Annotated in this window: 9 protein-coding genes; 8 read left to right on the top strand and 1 reads right to left on the bottom strand. The window is 48.9% G+C overall.

Annotated elements, in window-relative coordinates; all coding sequences use genetic code 11:
• A partial coding sequence (locus tag IEV16_RS12725; RefSeq protein ID WP_229728356.1) for a gamma-glutamylcyclotransferase family protein occupies nucleotides 1-637 on the top strand: 637 nt, incomplete at its 5' end.
• Here the strand turns inward: IEV16_RS12725 and IEV16_RS12730 are convergent.
• Nucleotides 619-969 (bottom strand): helix-turn-helix domain-containing protein, encoded by a 351-nt coding sequence (locus tag IEV16_RS12730; protein ID WP_188366105.1) that lies wholly within the window; start codon nucleotides 967-969, stop codon nucleotides 619-621. The genes IEV16_RS12725 and IEV16_RS12730 overlap by 19 nt on opposite strands.
• 200 nt (nucleotides 970-1,169) lie before the next feature.
• Here IEV16_RS12730 and mads1 point away from each other — a divergent pair, with 200 nt between their 5' ends.
• The 7 genes from mads1 to mads8 are packed head-to-tail and all read left to right on the top strand — an operon-like array spanning nucleotide 1,170 to nucleotide 18,110.
• Entirely contained in the window at nucleotides 1,170-1,370 is a 201-nt protein-coding gene (gene mads1, locus IEV16_RS12735) for a methylation-associated defense system helix-turn-helix domain-containing protein MAD1 (protein WP_188366106.1), read from the top strand.
• Nucleotides 1,371-1,406: 36 nt separating this feature from the next.
• Entirely contained in the window at nucleotides 1,407-3,386 is a 1,980-nt protein-coding gene (gene mads2, locus IEV16_RS12740) for a methylation-associated defense system DNA methyltransferase MAD2 (protein ID WP_188366107.1), read from the top strand.
• Nucleotides 3,386-5,410 carry a methylation-associated defense system DNA methyltransferase MAD2 gene (gene mads2, locus IEV16_RS12745; protein WP_188366108.1) on the top strand — a complete coding sequence of 675 codons (2,025 nt, stop codon included), beginning with the start codon at nucleotides 3,386-3,388 and terminating at the stop codon, nucleotides 5,408-5,410. The genes mads2 (IEV16_RS12740) and mads2 (IEV16_RS12745) overlap by 1 nt, the downstream gene beginning before the upstream one ends.
• Nucleotides 5,407-6,807, top strand: a complete 1,401-nt coding sequence (gene mads5 / locus IEV16_RS12750) for a methylation-associated defense system restriction endonuclease subunit S MAD5 (protein WP_188366109.1) — start codon at nucleotides 5,407-5,409, stop codon at nucleotides 6,805-6,807. Before mads2 (IEV16_RS12745) ends, mads5 begins: the two co-directional genes overlap by 4 nt.
• On the top strand, nucleotides 6,807-10,976 hold the full coding sequence (mads6, locus tag IEV16_RS12755) for a methylation-associated defense system protein kinase MAD6 (protein WP_188366110.1): 4,170 nt from the start codon (nucleotides 6,807-6,809) through the stop codon (nucleotides 10,974-10,976). Before mads5 ends, mads6 begins: the two co-directional genes overlap by 1 nt.
• Nucleotides 10,954-12,633, top strand: coding sequence for a methylation-associated defense system protein MAD7 (gene mads7, locus IEV16_RS12760; RefSeq protein ID WP_188366111.1), 1,680 nt, complete (start codon nucleotides 10,954-10,956; stop codon nucleotides 12,631-12,633). The genes mads6 and mads7 overlap by 23 nt, the downstream gene beginning before the upstream one ends.
• Nucleotides 12,630-18,110, top strand: a complete 5,481-nt coding sequence (gene mads8 / locus IEV16_RS12765; protein ID WP_188366112.1) for a methylation-associated defense system ATP-binding protein MAD8 — start codon at nucleotides 12,630-12,632, stop codon at nucleotides 18,108-18,110. The genes mads7 and mads8 overlap by 4 nt, the downstream gene beginning before the upstream one ends.
• Nucleotides 18,111-18,247 lie beyond the last annotated feature (137 nt).

The raw sequence follows: 18,247 nt of genomic DNA on the forward strand, positions 1-18,247 counted from the left end.
AAAATCTGTAGTGATTATCGATTGGACTTGTAAGAAATTGTCGATTTTCATGCCTGTCCTCAATTATTTCTCAATTATTCCTCCTCAATTATTACCTGCTCAATTATTACTCAATTATTATCGAAGGAGTGAAAGCATGAAGAATAACGACAACCATCTCCGGCTTTTTGTCTACGGAACCCTGAAAAAGGGATTCTGGACCTTTGACCGGTTCTGCACCCGGGCCATCAGTATCGAAGCCGCCACCACTTGGGGCAGGCTTAACCAACTGCCAGCGGGATTCCCGGCCTTGGAAGTCCCGGAGAGCTCAATACTGGCCACCGGCACCGCTGATCCGCTGGCCGATACCCAAACCCAGAACACCATCGAGCTCCCCGAAAATGCCATGACACAACCGGAAGGCGATTGGGATCTGGTCCACGGGGAGCTGATGACCTTCGCTAATCCCGGTTTCGATCTGCCGCCCATCGATCGGCTGGAGGCATTCGACCCGAATGGCCGTTGTGTTTATGCGCGGGTTCTGGTGGCGATTGATGTTTATGGTGAGGTGACGCTTGGGTGGACTTACAAATACGAAGCTACGAACAATGGGGAGCGGACGAATGGGAACTGGCAGGGTTATTTTGAGTCGGTCTGAATCGATTTAGCCGCCTCAAGCAGCTTTTCAATCTGTTTTGAGGTGAAGTCGGAATCCTTAATGAATCTTAGAAGCTCCATAACTTCAGGCTGGTCGTTTAGAAAATCTGAAACTTCCGGGTCTGTGGAAGACGATAAACGGAATAGAACATCCGGGTCAGCCGCCAGCTCTTTTGCAAGGGCTTTTATTACCTCCGGCTTCGGTGGCTTCTCCTTGCCACGTTCTATCCGGCTGAGATATGCGGGAGAAATGCCGATCTTACCTGCAGTTTCCCGCAAGCCGAGATCCTGGGCTGTCCGCAGCTCCCTGATTGTGTCACCGAAATTTTTCACTCAAGCACTCCTGATTTTGCCAGTTTTTCATTCGTCTCTGTAATATACATCAATGTTTAGTGTTTTGCAACACGAAATTTATCTGGTAAAATTTGGAATCTTATGGTATATTGCGGTTGTTTTTGGTATGGGTTCTTTCTATATTACACAGATTGCGGCAATTGTGCCCCGAGCAAATCAACACCTTACGGAGAGGTGATATGCAAAACGAAGAAGTATTTAAAATCAAAGATGTAGCAGCATTGCTCAAGGTTGGAGAGAAGACCGTTTACTCGATGGCTCAGTCTGGGGAATTGCCTGCTTTTAAGGTTCGCGGTCAATGGAGGTTCTCTAAGAAGGACATTGACGAGTGGATCGAACAACAGAAAACAAGCTCTCAGGATCTGGGAGGCGATGAATGAAAAGATTTACAAACCCCTGCCAGTGGAGGCTTGATAATGAGTAAGAAAAACAAACAGTCAGAGAAGACTATCGCAGCAGGGTATCTGCTGGATTATATATCCGGGAAACAAATCAAGGAGACAAAGAAGGAAGAGGTGCGCCAACGCATCGTTCGGGCCTTGATTCATGAGTATGGGATTTCCCCGGATGACATGGCGCGGGACTTCAAAGTTGATGGCCGTAAAAAGGCGGACGTTGCCATATTCCATCATGGCAAGGATCATGAAATCGAGAATATCAGCCGTATCGTCCTCTGTCGACAGGAGTCAAAGGTAGGAAAAACAGCCGTCCGTATTCGTTATTTCGAACAGGCCGCTGCGGATTTGGAAGCCCTTGAAGAGCTTTTACAAAGTGTTGAGTCCTGCCAATACGGGCTCTGGACCAATGGCCTTGAATTCTTCTTTTTAGAAAAAGAACAGAAACGATTTGAAACCAAATGCAACCCGATCGGGGATTGGCCCATGGCAGAAGAGTCCATGGGAACCAAGGATGTCGTTTCCGATGCCCGCACCCGCGTTGCCGACAACGACATGCTGAAAGTCACCTTCCGTCGTTGTCACAACTTTGTTCATGGTAATGAGGGTATGCCCAAAGATGCTGCCTTCTGGCAGTTCCTTTATCTGATCTTCTGCAAAATGCACGACGAGACCTTTAAGCGGGGTGAGCGTCGTTTCTGGGCAGGCCCTAAAGAACAGTTTGATAATGCCGGTCGCAAAGAGATCCGCAAACGAATCGAACCGCTCTTCAATGAGGTGAAAGCCAAGTTCCCCAATATCTTCAGGGGCAATGAAGAGATCTCACTCTCAGACCGCGCTCTGGCCTTTATGGTGTCCGAGCTTGCCAAGTATGATTTTACCCGGACCGATGTTGATGCCAAGGGCGTCGCCTATCAGGAGATTGTAGGCACCAACCTGCGTGGCGACAGAGGCCAATACTTCACACCAAGAGGCGTTGTGAAGCTCGTTGTAGAGATGCTTGACCCGAAAGAGAACGAACGGGTTCTGGACCCCGCCTGTGGTACCGGAGGATTCCTTGTGGCCAACCTCGGTCACATGTTGAAAAAATTTAGAGATGAAGAAGGCACCACTGCCGGAACGGAAAACACCACTGAATTCCTGAATGTATATGACCGCCTGAAAGAATACGCCGGGGAAATGGTCTTCGGCTCCGACTTTGACCAGTTCCTTGTAAGAGCATCCCAAATGAACATGGTAATGGCCGGGGACGGTCGCGGTCACCTGTATCACATGAACTCGCTGGAATTTCCCAACGGCCACCTGCAGGACAAGGCTGCTGCCAACGACATTCCATTCGGCAGTATTGATGTCGTGATGACCAATCCGCCGTTCGGCTCTGATATCCCAATCACGGATAAGAATATCCTTAAACACTATGAGCTCGCCCATAACTGGGAGTCGGATGGTGATGGTGGCTTCAGAAACACCGGTGTACTTAAAAACAGCGTGGCTCCGGAAATCCTGTTTATTGAACGCTGTCTGAAATGGCTGAAGCCCGGCACCGGACGGATGGGAATCGTTCTGCCTGATGGTGTATTGGGAAATCCGGCGGCTGAATACATCCGCTGGTGGATCATGCGGGAGTCACAGGTCATGGCATCTGTAGACCTTCCGGTAGAAGCTTTTATTGCTGAAGCCAATGTAAACATCCTTACCAGCCTTCTTTTCCTTCGCAGAAAGAGCGAACAGGAAAAGCATGCCGAAGCAATGGGCGGTATGGAAGAATACCCTGTCTTTATGGCTGTAGCGGATAAGGTTGGTTTTGACCGCCGTGGTAACAAACTCTACAAACGTACCCCTGACGGCGAAGAGATTATTGAGGCCAAAGAATACATCGAAAAACTTCGCATCGGTGGCCGCATTGTTGAACGTAATCTCACGCGGAATGAAAAGGTTGAAGACAACGACCTGCCGGTGATTGCGGAAATGTATCGTGAATTTTTAAGGGAGCATGACTGATGAGCGAACAAAATGAAGAACTCATTGATGTAGCGCCTGAAGCAACCGAAGAGGATGCTCCCGATAATTTCTTTATTGATATATTGTCGGGTGAGGCACAGACGCCTTCTCCTAAAAAGTTGCTTGTCCAGCGCGTCCTAAGGCAGCTGATTGAGAGCTACGGTTTTGACCGATCTGACATTGAGGTCGGTTACAACCCGCGAATTCAAGGGCACGGCCGCAAGACTATTGATATCGCGTTGTTCCGCAATGGTAGAGAACATACCAACGACAACCTCCAGCGAATCATTGTCTGCACAACGCAAAAGAAGAGAGACAAGCTCAGATCGCACACCGAGGCCGATGCTGATCTCCGTCAGCTCAAAGAATTAATCGAACTGTTAACCTCCGTCTCCTTGGGCATGTGGACCAACGGACAGGAGGAATTTCTGTTTCAGGTGGAGCGAACCCGTTTTGAAGTCCGCACTAAGCCCCTCGGTGTTTGGCCGGTTCCCGGAGAAAACACCACTGATCTTGACCAGACTGGTGGTGTGATTCAGGTCAGTGCCGATGCAGAAGATCTAGAGGATGCACTGCTCCGCTGCAAACAATATCTGAACCGAAACCTCGGTCTGGACCATAAGGACGCCTTCAAACAACTGGCCGTTCTGGTGTTGGCAAAAATCTTTGACGAGACCCAGCGCCCAACTGACAGACGCTTCTGGATCAAAGGTGACGAGCCGTTCACCGAAGAGGGTCAGCAAGCGATTCAGGAACGGATCTCTGGCTGCATAACGGATGCAAAAGCATGGCAGCCCAACCTCCTTGCCCGTGGATGGGATCTGACTCTCGAGGCCAACGAAACGGCCCGGGTGGTGATGGAGCTTGCCAGATACAATTTGAGCGAAACATTGCCTCGATACCGTACCGATGCGTTCAGGGCAATGGCCCGTAATGTAATGGACGGCCGCGAAGGTCGCTATCCCACTCCGCTAAATGTGGCCGAGATGGCGGTCAGAATGCTTGATCCGAAAGCAACAGACCGAGTGATGGACTGCTCCAGCGGAACGGGTACCTTTTTGGCCATGGCTGCAACGCATGTCTTCAACCAATATCTTGCCGATGCTGGAACCACGCCTGAAGAAGCGACCGCCGAACAGATTGTTGAAGCGCAGAATCAGACTGCCGAATGGGTCGGTACCAAAGCGCTTGGATGTGAAATTGACCCGTATCTTACGGTCACCAGCCGTATGAACTTGCTCTTTACTGTGGGAAGTCCCGGCCGCGTTTTCAGATTGGATGCCCGGACATTTCCGGAGGGCGATCTCGATGGCGTTGAAGCAGCCCGGACAGCTATTCCGCTCGAGAGCATGGACATGGTTCTGCTGAATCCATGGTTTTCAACCAAAGACACCGTTACCGATGAATCGATCCTGAGTTCCTATGAACTGGGCAAAGTCTGGAACAAGGAAGAAGGCGGCACCGGATACGTCAATTCCGGTGATATCAACTCCGCCGGTGTCCCTCCAGAAATCCTGTTTATTGAACGAGCGCTGAAATGGGTAAGACCCGGAACCGGTCGTGTTGCCATTTTGCTGCCCGATGGTGTGCTGGGGAATCCCGGGGATGAATATGTACGCTGGTGGATACTGCGGCACTGTGAAGTGCTGGCCAGTGTCGATCTGCCCGTAGAGCCGTTCAAGGTGACTGTGAAGGAATACGGCCTGACACCTGCCTTGCCGAGCCTTTTGGTATTGCGCCGCCGGAGCACTGAAGAGCTTATCAATACGGAACACCCCGAGTACAAGGTCTTCATGGCCGTTGTGGATCGGGCCGGTGTGGATTCCCGAGGGAACCAGCTCTTTGAGCGAGCGCCAGATGGTGAAGAGCTCATTTTTGAAGAAGAGGTGGTCGAACGTGTCCGTGTGGGCGGTGAGGTGCAAATTCGCCGGACTACCCGAAGGGACCGCAAAATTCACGATGAACTTCCTCTTGTGGCAGACAAATTTAAAGAATTCATGGAAACCGGCGAGGTGTCAGTATGAGTAGAAAATTTCAAGTAAAGACAATTCCCAGCAGATGGTTGGAAACAGATGGACGACGCCTTGACTGTGGTCCTTATATGTCTGGAGCCGTTGAGGCAAGAGAGTTATTAAATAGTCTACCCTCAGCAAAGGAAGCTTTGAATGATTTGGTCTCTGGAATTTACCACGCCGGGCGAGAAAGTCGTACATGGGTTGAATCTCCAGAGCATGGGGTACCTTTCATGGGAAGTACGGATATTTTAGCTGCGGATCTTTCCCATATTAATCTGATTTCAAAAAAGCAGGTTGAAGCAAACCCTAACTTTAAGATTGGTGAGGGTTGGACTCTCATAACGAGGTCTGGAACCATAGGAAGAATGGCTTATGCTCATTCTGGAATGGACGGGCTTGCCTGTTCAGAACATGTGATGCGAGTCGTGCCGGACGAAGACAAGGTAAAGCCTGGCTTTATTTATGCCTACCTTTCAAGCATGTTTGGTGTGCCTTTGGTGATATCAGGGACCTATGGCTCAATCATCCAAAGTATCGAACCTCACCACATTTCAGATCTGCCAGTTCCTCGTCTGGGTGATATCGAAAACCAAGCACATGAATTAGTTCAAAGGGCTGCAGATTTACGTGTTGAGGCAACCGCTCTTCTAAAACAGGCTGGAATCAAGGTTAATGAAACCTTTGGTTTGCCTGAAAAGTTGGCTCTTTCTCATCGGAATTTTTCATGCGCAGTCGCATCTTCCAACAATGTTATGGCGAGGATGGAAGCCACTTTTCATGACGGAATTGCACAAGAAAGCGATCGTCTCATAGATGCTATTCCTGCCAAGGATTATCTCATTGATCTTGGAGTCTCCTTTGGTGAGACAGGCCGACTCAAACAGGTATTTGTCGAGCAAGAATTTGGCGAACCATTTTTGACCAGTGGTGAGATATTTAGACAAATATATGCGCCATCAAGGTTTCTTTCGAGGAGGCTGCTACCAGACGATAATAGCTGGGCTACCCAAGAAGGTGATCTCCTTTTGGCTCGAAGTGGCCAAGTGGGTGGGATTATCGGTCGAGGTGTCTGGGCTGACAGTCGATTCAATAGCGCCTGTGTATCGGTTGATGTTATCAGAATAAGTGCGCAGAACGCCTCCATCCTTCCGGGGTATCTGTATGCCTACCTGTTCCTGACCGATGTGGGTTACCGTCAGCTCATTCGAACAGCTGCCGGAAGTTCTATTCCACACCTATCTGTTTCTGATGTCCAAAAGCTCCTTATTCCTCGGGGTGAATCTGAGTTTGAAGAAGAGGTCAACGATATGGTTTGGAAAGCTGGAAGAGATAGAGCTGAAGCTCAGCAACTTGAAGATGAAGCTCGTATTCTGGTTGAACGAACCATCAAAGAGGGAGGACGCTAATGGCTAAGGTGATTACGGAGATCAGCGGAATCCCGGCGAATGATGCCGAACGTAAAGCTATTGGCTTGCTGCGCGACAACCTCCCCGACAGTTGGATGCTGTTTCACAACTTTGAGCTCCGTCAGGGAGAGGAGGTGTTTGAAATTGATCTGGCTGTGATGTCACCTCACGCCGTATATCTGGTGGATGTCAAGGGAACCCACGGACTCATCGATGTCTACGGTTCCAAGTGGTATCCCGAAGGCAGGCAGCCCTTCCACTCTCCGTTGGCCAAACTCCGTAATCATGCAAAAATTTTGGCTTCTATCATCAAGGACAGCAATCCCGGTTTAACCGAGCTACGCAAGGCGCATGTTCAAGCGGTGGTGCTGTTGACGGCTGATGATGCCAAACTGAACGATCCGGCTGGGATTGATTCACCGGACGTAACCGATCTGAAGCACTGCATCAATTATCTCTCCGACAAAAAGCGGATACCCGATCACCGGCTCGATAACATTCAGCGTCATCATGCCCAGATTTTCAAGGCGATCACCGGCAAGGCGAAACCCAAGAGCTCGGCTCTGGTTTTCCGGGATTGGCAGGTTGAAGAAAAACTCGGCGGTGATGACCACTATACCGAATACCGGGCCAAGCACAGCCTGTTGGGTAAAACCGGCGGCATGGCCCGTTTAAGGGTGTATCAGGCCGATCCGTATCAGGATGAAGCAGACCGGAAAGAGGAATTCAAAAAAATCAGCAATGCTTACCGTGCGGTAGCGCATATGCCGACCCACGCCAACATCCTTGCGGTCAAGGACCTCTTTGTATTGGATGAGGAAGACCGGGTTGTTCTGGTGACCGAAGATTTGCCCGGACAGGCGCTTCGGCAGCATATCAAAAAAAGCACGCTGGCACTGACTTTTGACCAGAAGCTGGAGATCATGCGGAATGTTCTCTCCGCTCTGGACCACGCCCATAAGCATGAGGTGATTCACCGCAACCTGACGCCGGATGCCATTGTGGTGACCAAAGGCGGACAGGCCCGGGTGACAGGATTTGATTTTGCCCGGGTTGGCAAAAACAGAACCAGCACCATCGCCGATCAGATTGTTGAAGATTTGGATAGTGCCTATCAGTCACCGGAGTGTTACCGCCAGCCCACCGAGGCCAGCATCGCTTCAGACCTCTACTCCGTGGGCCTGATTTTTTACGAACTGATCACTGGCGAACAGGCTTTTGAAAACATCGATCAGATGATGGAAGCCGACGGCAAGTTTCCCATTCCGCCGTCGGAAGTGAAAACCGACCTGCCGAAAGGCTTCGATGCCTGGCTGCAGAAATTTTGTGAATTTGACCCTGAAGACCGGCATTCCAGTGCGGCCGTGGCCCGCAAAGGGTTGGATGCCATTATCCTTCCTGAAGCCAAAGACGAATCGGCCGAGGATGTTTCCAGCGATGCACTGCCAGTTGTTCCTGAAGACCTGACATCTCTGCAAAGAGATGATGTGCTGGCAGACCGTTTCCGCGTACAGGAAAAACTGGGCAGTGGCGGATTTGGCGTTGTCTACAAAGTGTTTGATTCCTTTGGTGACGTGGTCCGGGTCATTAAGATGATCACCCGAGACCGACGCAGCGTGTATGAGCGACTGCGCCGAGAATATAAGACCCTGACGCAGCTTCCGGAACATCCGCATGTGGTAAAGGTTGTCTGGGCTGACCGTTTCAGTGACAAGAAGCAGACTCCCTACATCGTTTTTGAATACGTTGAAGGGCTTGATGTGTCCGACCTGATTGATGCTGAAGCATTATCTCTCAACGATGCGGTTCAGATTATCATGCAGTCGGCAAAAGGCTTGGATCACCTGCATAAAAATGGCGTCTACCATCAGGACATGAAGCCATCGAACCTGCTATGGACCGATAAGGGCGTTCGAATCATTGATTTCAATGTGGCCGTGTCCGAAAACGATGACGTTCAAGGCGGTGGTGGCACACGAAGATACCTGCCTCCGGACTATGACCTTTCCGGGGAGCCTTCGGCTGAAGATCGAATCGACCGGGATCTGTATGCCCTTGGGGTCACCTTTTATGAATGCTTAACCGGTGGCGCATACCCGTTTGAGGAGATGACGCCTCCACCGAAAAAGCAGCCGAGAGAGATTAAACAGTTCAAAGGCTGTTCAGACTTGAGCTCCGGGCTCGTTAAGGTGCTTCACAAGTTGATCGCTCCAGAAAGAAAGGATCGTTACCAGAAACCGCTTGAGATGCTGGCCGAGCTGGAAGCGTTGAATGGGAAATACCGTTCTCTGATGACAACTGGCGAACTAACCGCAACGCCGAAGGCGGTATCCAAGCTGGGCTTCAAGGCTGATCGACCTAATTTCAATCCTTATGTCAGCCATCTGCTGACACTCTACAGTCAGAGCCAGATATCCAATGCTGGTACGCGGGGGCTTGATGATATCGGCAAGGCAACGTATGTCTCAACCTATCTGGATGAAAAACTGAAGCCCGCATTGCTTCGGGGGGATTTCAGACTGGTGGTTATTAGTGGTAACGCCGGTGACGGTAAGACGGCCTTCATTCAGCAATTTGAAAGTGAAGCCGAACGTGTTGGTGCGCAATTCCAGCGTGGCGCGAATGGCGCTGTTTTTCAATTAAAAGGTCATACCTTCCAGAGCAACTATGACGGCAGTCAGGACGAAGGCGACGAGCAAAACGATGATGTGTTGCTGAAGTTTTTCAGCCCATTCAAAGGCAAAAGTCCAGATTCATGGCCCACCAACCAGACACGAATTATTGCGATCAATGAAGGTCGCCTCGTGGACTTCTTTTTGGAACATGAAAAAGACTTCCCGGAGCTGGCCGCAATGGTTCAGCAGGGACTGGCAGGCAAACAACCGGAATCTGGTGTGTCGGTCATCAACCTGAACCTACGTTCCGTCGTTTCTGATGCTGGCGATGGCAATGGCTCAATCCTGAAGCGCCTAATCAATAGAATGACGCAGCCGGAATATTGGTCTGCCTGTGAAGAGTGTGATCTGAAAGGCAAATGTTACGCCTACCATAATGCATCCACCTTCCAAGACCCGACTGCTGGTCCGAAAATTACAGAGCGGCTGGAAAAACTCTACACGATTACGCACCTTCGCGGGAGACTGCACATCACCATGCGTGATCTTCGGTCAGCCTTGGCATACATGCTGGTTGGCACTGAAGACTGCGATGGTATCCATCAGCTGTATCAAAATGGTGGCGAAGCGAGCTGGAACCGGATTTTAGAGGGCTATTACTTTAATTCATGGATAGCGGGCTACAAAGATAACGCCGACCGTTTGATTAAACTGTTGCAGGAAATCGATGTGGCGCAGGTCAGCAATCCGGCTCTGGATCGGGAGCTGGGCTTTTTAAGTCCGGATCACAAGAAGATGTCCCGATTCAATTTTGGAGTGAGGCCGACATATGATGAGGAGCTTATCGGGCTGCTGTTTAATAATCTCCCACGGGATTTCTCAATTAAGAGGCGGAATCATCACATATCTAAGCACCAGAATTACCTGAGCCACATGCGCCGGAAGCATTTCTTCGAATGCCGCGATGAAGAACAATGGAAAGCGATGCTGCCGTATAAAACGCTCGATCAGTTTATCGACACCATACATAGCGATGACAGCAGCGATGAGTCCATCAAGCGGATACTCATGGCCATCAATCGCGGTGAAGGATTAAGCAACCCGGACAGGCTTGGTCTGCAACTGGCGCTGCGGGTTCGAAAAGTCGAAAAAGGAACCATACGAAGCTACCGTCTGTTTGACGGAAGCCGATTCTCATTCCAGTCACAGGCCGGGGTCATCGCTCACCCGTTCCTTGAGACCTTCCCGCAAAATATCACCCTGCATTATGACTCGGGTGATGGGCACACGGCCAACCTGACTATACACCTTGATGTGTATGAAATGCTTATGCGGCTGAATGATGGTTATCGACCAAGAGTAGAGGAAGAAGAAGGTTTTTATATGAGTTTATCTGTGTTTAAAAACGTACTTTCATCAGCTCCCTATCAGGAAGTCCTTCTTACGGAAACTGGACATCGTTTTTATGAGATAGAGCGTAAGCACAGTGGGGTTCTTAATCTTACTGTCTCAGAAAAAGTGGAGGAATACCATGCCAATAAAAGGCAGAGATAAAGAGTTTAGAACACCCAAAGTAACATTCCTTGAGTTTAATCATACCGAAATGGATCGTGTATTGACCCTATTATTCCCTCGTCTTAAGTATGATGGATATGGCAGTCGTCGGCCACCACGCGGAGGGGATTTAACCATAGAAGAGTTTTTGGATGATTTTCTTGAGCATCCAGAGTGGTTTTCTGGTTTTGATCGATATCCTGAAATAGTACGAAAATGGATCGAAACCGATTTGATGGACGTTGTAAACCGAGGGAAAGCGAATCAGGCCGTTGCAGCCCCAAGACCGCTTCATGGAAACACCTACAAGTTCCGGAATTCAAAACACACCAGAGATTATGGTGCTTCCGAACAGATCTACTGGATGCTGTTTTATGCAAGAAAAGGGAAAGGTCAGGCCGCCAGAGATGCACTGAAACGCTTCTTTTTCCCGGGTATCGATCTGGTTACCGACAAGTACGATCCCAATGTTTCTGTTGATGTAGAGACGCAGGCGCTCCTCCGTCTGGATCATCAGGTCACGCAGGACATGAAGGACTCAAAAGAGCCTAATCGCGTGAGCCCCATGTGTATCGGACAAGCCGATATTCTTGCGGATGATATTTTGAGAATTCTGGCCTATGAACCCTACATCCCAAGATCGGTTCTGGTTGACTACATCAAAACCCTGATAGCCTTCCACCTCTCGATTTATCAGTTGAAGCTATTGAACATATTGCCAAAGGTAGTGAAGCAACAGTCCGGGAACCCATTATGCACAACCGGTGAGTGTCCGGTAAAAACGGATCAAACAAAGGCTCTTGAGGGATGCCCTTACAAGATTGCGATGTTAGTGGATATGGGGGATGCCAATAATCCGCACATGGCCGAAATGGCTCGAAAATCAGCGGATCGTTTCTACCGGCAAATCCCAGCTTTTGTGCAGGCCAACTATACCGTCAAGAAGCTGGATGAAATGGCGGAGTATCTCAGCAAAAAGACCGGGAAACTCACCGCTCCGGCAAGCGGGTCTTTCAGTGTCGGAGACCTTGTTGAGCTGCTCGGCCCTAAATATGCCACAGACCGGGAGGCGTACTTTAAATTTCGCTTAGCTAGTTTGATTGAAGAATCATCCAGCGGCTCGGATGATGTTGATCCGGAGATCCGTGACGTAACAGCCATGGGACTAAGTGATTTTGATTCCTTTATCGAAATCCTGATGGCCTATCGTGGCAAATACCACAAACAGTACATCACCGAGTGTCTGGATTCTTTACTTTTGAAAAATAAAGACACAGGCTTGCTCGCTCAGGCCCGCACCAAAGGAAGCCCACGCCGGTTTGTTCTTGGTAGCAAGCTGCTTGAAGTGTTGTTGCAGTTGGCAGTGTTAACCCAAAAGGACAATGCCTTTGTAACCAGAGAGCTTCAAATTGAAGAGCTCTTGGTGTTTCTGTTTGAGCGATATGGAATCTGCATCGACCGGGTTCCACCATCTTCACAGGGCTCCAGTATCCTCGACAAACGAGCATTGAGATTGAATTTAGAGGCGTTTAAACGACGCCTGCGAGAGATTGGATTCTATGAAGACCTGTCTGATGCCTACATAACCCAAAAGGTTACACCCAGGTATCAGATTACCCGAGGAGGTCAGAATAATTCGAATGAGAGACAGGCATGAGTAACGCATTTATAGAGTTAACACAGGAAAAAATAAACAATGCTGTTACAGCCCTCCTGTGTCCGAAAATAAGCCAAATCCTTCAGGAGAGAGCCCCGGGTCATTGTATGCGGGTCACTGACCTTGATGATGATATTATGGAAACCCTCTGTCTGGAGCTCAGAAAACAGTTCCCGAACGGCAATATCTTTATCTTGAGTCATACGCACTCAGCAGAGAAGAAGCACCTGATCACCTCAACCAAGCTGGTGGAGCTGCGAAATCCTCAGGAGGATGGTGAGTTAAGAAGCCCGCTGCTGGTCTTCATACCTACCTCTCTTAGAACCAGTGCTGAAGACTCTTTCGGTGTGGCCACTTTTGAAGAGCTAACTTTTGTTGATATTTACCGGGAGCTGACCGAACAGCTTTTGCAGCGCGTTCCCGTTTCATTAATTGCATCCGTAAAAGACATCTTTTCCATCCTTCTGGAGGAGCAATGGTTCTTGGCGGATGAAGTCAGCATGGTTCGCTTTTTACTGACCGCACTCGAGAACGGTATTGATGGTGAGACGATAGGCGCAAGTCTTTACGAGCTCGCTTTAATCCCTGACTTCAAATTGTTTGAAGACCCTGCGCACGTATCTGGAAAAATCCATAGGAACATTGATTCTGTCCGTATTTTAGCAAATTCCCACAAGTCCATTCGCGGCAGAGTGGCTGAGCTCGGGCTCCAAGATAAAAAATTGGCTGCTTCACTCATTAACTTTTTCGACAAGCATGATGTCCACGAGCCGGAAAACTGGACAAGGCGAATCGCTTTGGAGAAAAACTGGTGGGATGTTTCTTTCGACAAATGGGCGTTTGCTGAAGAAATTGCTCTGGACAAAATTGATCTCAATGTTGACTCGACAGACTTGCCTGCAATTGCGGCCGATGAAAGTGACGACACCCTGAGCGGACTGATTGGTCAGCAGGTATTGGTGCCTAATGACCGCAGAAAAATGAATGTGGTCTTCGATGTAAATCCGCATCCCAAAATGATTAACGGGCTGGATCACTTTACTGTTCAAATCATGTCACAAGCCGGAGGCCCAGTCGGAAAATCGAAAAAGGTAAAGGCGTGGAATCCCAAGCGCACAAATTGTACTGTGAGTCTCACCAAACTGAACAAAATCGACTTTGAAGAAGGCTGGCACTACATACGAGTATTGCCTTGGACGGCTGAGGGAGATCCAGTCCCCATGAATGATTCGGGGGATGGTGAAGATTCCATACGGCCGTTCCAAAGTGAACCCTTTTATGTTTTGCCCGGCGGCAGTCTCGAGGAAGAGCCTCCGCAAAGGGCAATCCCGTTTGAGAAGAGTCTTGAGCATGCCAAAATCAAACTCCAGCTGACAGCTTTGGGGGATGATAGAGATCCGGCTGATGTTTGTATATCGGACATAAACTGGTCCGAAGGTGGCAAGACGAAACGTAATTCAAAACAAGAGTTGCTTGTTGTTAAATTTGGGCGCGAGGGTGCCATGCGGATTCCGATTTCCCGGATTCTGAAATCAATCGAACAACGGATTCTTGCCGAACCTAAACACCCTTCCGGCTGGAGAATGCAGATCAATCTGAGTACGCCGGAGCTACCGAGTGAGATTGGTCTGAAACTACCTTCTTCTGCTGCGATGCAGTCCTTCCTTTCAGCTCGTGAACTTTTGTTTGATGCTATAAGAAACGGTAGTTCGGAATTGATCTGTCAGGGGTTTTCCTTCGAGGAAAATAAGGAGCTCTGCCTCGCTTACGCTGAATCATATTTCGATCTGATTAAAAGCATTATGCGCAATGCAGAACACAACGCCGGAGCCGACAGACAGTCTGCTTTAATAGAGCTTAAGAACATTCTTGCGGTTGATTCGGTGCACGTCGTTTTGACTGATTTCAGAGGCAAGCACCGAGAAGCTCTTTTTGTTGCTCCTACGCATCCTTTGAGAGTGTTGTGGCTGCTCAGCTGGTCAACGCTTGCTCAAGAATGGATTCAACAAATATTGACCGATGGCAAGGACTATCTTCCTGCAGTTAGAACGGCCCTCCTTGAAGGACTGCAGGCTGTCAATTTCCCCGTGGGTATACCCGTTGAAGATGGACGTGTTTTTACAGCGGTAGACAACCTAAATCCGTTCTGGTGTGTTTGCGCTCCTGCAACTGAAGATAACACTCGTGGACTGATCGCTGAGCTTTGCGCGGCTCTTGGACTGCCAGAACCAGCCACAGTCGGGACCGACGTCAACGGCACAGTGATCGCTGAAAAAATTGAACGCTATCTCTCACAGCACCCTTATGTCCGTGAACTATCTATCAATGTTTTTAACCCCGGCTCAGGAAGCGTTATTGCCGAGGCTTTGATGGCTCTTCAGCATAAGAACGAATTCAAGAGTCTGAGATATAACCTGAATCTCTTTTCTTCAGATCCTGAGTCGCCAACTCTCGGAGACACTCTTGAGCAATTATTAAAGCCCGGGACCGCAGGAAAGTACGATTCTTCTGATGCATTCTCAATATCCACAGGCAACCATCTTTTTTCAAAGATGAGCCTCGCAAAGCATCACAATGCCGAGTTCCATGCGGATGCGGATAAGTTCGCTGCTCATCTGAGTATTTTGCTGGATGTATTTCCGGCAGAGGAAATTTCAGTCAGCCCGGTCAAGAAAGGATTCCCTCCACTTTACGGCCTTATCCAGGACTATGACGATAATTTCATTGATGATGAAAGCGGAACCTTCTGGCAGAAAAGCCCGCGTATAGGTACAAATTTGCAGCCGGGTAATTCGAGCTGCTATGACTTGCTAACCAACCTAACGGCGAAGATCTGCTCGGCTATTTCTGCCGTTGCCACAACCGGGGCTAATTTTGCGGGAGTTCCTGTTATTACACTCGGTCTTGATTCAAAGGAAAGAGAGCTCATTTACCAGATCCATCAGGTGAGCGATTGGGTATTCACAATTGATCGCAATATGGGGATTGAGTTCTTTGATCACGGAGGCAGGAAGAATCGCCCCGACTACCTGATTGATTTTGTCCCGGGCACCAGCGCTCATACAACACACAATCTGATTATTTCCTCCCGCTCTACCGATGAGCTTGAAGCGATGCTACGCCCTGTACTGGAAATTCACGGGCTCACTGCTGATCAGAATCAAACGGTGGCAATCCTTGCTCATTTAAGGTCGCTATCCGGCCAACTGGCTTTGAAACTGATTTCTGCGGATACACAGCAGAAGGAAGCTCTCGGACTTGCACTGGCCCGGTTGTATCTGGAGTATCAGGGAGCCCTTGCAAATCAGATAATCATCCCTCTCGATGCTCATACCGATTTGTACAAGTCATCCAGCGGAGATGAGGTTGAAGATTCAGTCAGCTTACAAAGAACCGATCTTGCGCTGTTCGATCTGGACCTGACCTCAAGAACAATCACCTGCAATCTGGTTGAGGTTAAATGTTATTCCGATGTTGGAGATTTTTCAGCCTTTAATCAGCTGAAGGAGCGCATCAGCGGTCAGATTAATCAGAGCGAACGAATTATTCAGCGCCACTTCGACCCTGCACTCAAGAAGAATGACCGCCCTGACAGATTATTGAAAAGCCGCGAATTGGCACTCCTGTTGAGATTCTATCTGGAGCGAGCGCTTAGATATAAAATATTTGAGAATGATGCTGCTGATGAGGCGCGGCTGTTCTTGGATACCATTGAAAAAGGATACTCCCTCCAATTCAGGCGAAGTGCCATCATCTTTGATTTCGAGAAAGACGGAACCGATGCACCTGACAATGAAGTGGGCATTGAATTCCATCGGATAGGAAAGAATCTGGTTCAAGCTTTGTTGGATAATTGTTCTTTGAGTTTATCCGAAGCATTTGAGGATTTAGCCGATGAAAGTAGCGCAACATTAGCTGAGCTGGCGATTCCGGAAGTCCCACGTCTTGAGACTGCAGCCTTTCTCACACCCAAAAGAGAAAGAACTACAACCATCGATGAGCTGGTCGTCGACGTTGAAGATGAAGCCGAAGACGCGGACGATTCCCAACCGAAGTTTGAGAACCAGCCTGTGGAGCCAGAGAATCCGGTAGAGCCCGAACCTGCAGATGAAACAGGTAACACTCCGAAGGATTCGATTTCTGAGCAGACAAACGATACACCGGAGGCTGAAGAGCCAGAGCCAGAGCCAGAAAACATTGTAGCGGCCGAACCTGAAGATGTGCTGGTTGATATGCCTGACCCGGTACCACCGACAGAAAAAGAACCGTCCTCAAAGGTTAAATATGATGTGATGCTTGGCGTTACATCGGATTCACCCCAGTACGGCCTACTTGGCGAAGTCTCAGGTCGCAAAGTAGCTCTTGACCTAAACCACACGCATACAATCAGTCTGTTTGGAGTACAGGGCGGAGGTAAAAGCTACACGCTCGGAACTGCGATTGAAATGGCCAGCATGCCGATTCCTAATATCAATGTTCTCCCGAGTCCATTGTCCACGGTCATTTTCCATTACAGCCCGACACAGGATTATGCTCCGGAGTTCACATCCATGGTTGGGGCAAATACTGTTGAGGCTGAAATTAATATTCTGCGGGAACGTTACAAAGCCGAACCGGAAGCGCTAAAGGATATTCTGATCCTGACTCCATCTGACAAAGTTGAGCAGCGTCGGCAGGAGTACCCGGATATTGAAGTGCAACCGATTGCCTTCTCTGCTGCAGAACTCAAAGCAGCCCACTGGAAATTTTTGATGGGAGCTATTGGTAGCCAGAGTATGTATATGAGGCAGATCAATCTCATCATGAGAGGTCTGCGCAACAACCTCACTCTGGATGCGATCAGGAATGGAATTGACAGCTCAGGTCTTTCAGACCACCTGAAAGAATTGGCTCAAACCCGTTTGCAGTTCGCCAGTGAATACATTGATGATTCTCAGAAGTTGCAAGATCTGATTTGGCCCGGCCGCTTGATCATCGTGGACCTCCGAGATGAATACATCGAGAAAGATGAGGCCCTTGGATTGTTTGTTGTAATGCTTCAGATATTCTCTGAGGCCACTTATAAAGGCAATGCATTCAACAAGCTCGTCGTCTTTGACGAAGCGCATAAATATATCGAGAACGATGACCTCGTTTCTGGATTAGTCGAAGTTGTGAGAGAGATGCGCCATAAAGGTACGAGTATCATGGTGGCGTCTCAAGATCCACCGTCTGTCCCAGTATCGCTTATTGAACTGTCCTCACAGATCATAATGCACAAATTCAACTCACCAGCATGGTTAAAGCATATCCAAAAAGCCAATGCAGCATTAAGTGATCTGACCTCAGACAAAATGAGTCACCTCGGAACCGGAGAGGCTTATGTTTGGTCAAGCAAAGCTTCAGATGATTCATTTACGAGAAGTGCGGTTAAGGTGAAATGCCGTCCCCGCGTAACTCAACACGGTGGAAGCACAAAAACGGCTGTGGATAGGTAGAGGTACTCGATGAACGTTCAAGACGCAGCCATACAGATATTGAAGGACGCTGTGAAGCCTCTCCAAAATAATCTAGGACATATATGAACGCCCCATTTATTTCAATGGTTTTTAGTTAACTTTAGCCTTTTGGCCAA

The sequence above is a fragment of the Marinicella pacifica genome, assembly GCF_014636635.1.
Classification (GTDB): Bacteria; Pseudomonadota; Gammaproteobacteria; order Xanthomonadales; family Marinicellaceae; genus Marinicella; species Marinicella pacifica.

What these genes read in the sequence shown, in the direction of transcription:
- mads1 (WP_188366106.1), top strand. Translation starts at nt 1,170, where the DNA reads ATGCAAAACGAAGAAGTATTTAAAATCAAAGATGTAGCAGCATTGCTC.
- mads2 (WP_188366107.1), top strand. Translation starts at nt 1,407, where the DNA reads ATGAGTAAGAAAAACAAACAGTCAGAGAAGACTATCGCAGCAGGGTAT.
- mads2 (WP_188366108.1), top strand. Translation starts at nt 3,386, where the DNA reads ATGAGCGAACAAAATGAAGAACTCATTGATGTAGCGCCTGAAGCAACC.
- mads5 (WP_188366109.1), top strand. Translation starts at nt 5,407, where the DNA reads ATGAGTAGAAAATTTCAAGTAAAGACAATTCCCAGCAGATGGTTGGAA.
- mads6 (WP_188366110.1), top strand. Translation starts at nt 6,807, where the DNA reads ATGGCTAAGGTGATTACGGAGATCAGCGGAATCCCGGCGAATGATGCC.
- mads7 (WP_188366111.1), top strand. Translation starts at nt 10,954, where the DNA reads ATGCCAATAAAAGGCAGAGATAAAGAGTTTAGAACACCCAAAGTAACA.
- mads8 (WP_188366112.1), top strand. Translation starts at nt 12,630, where the DNA reads ATGAGTAACGCATTTATAGAGTTAACACAGGAAAAAATAAACAATGCT.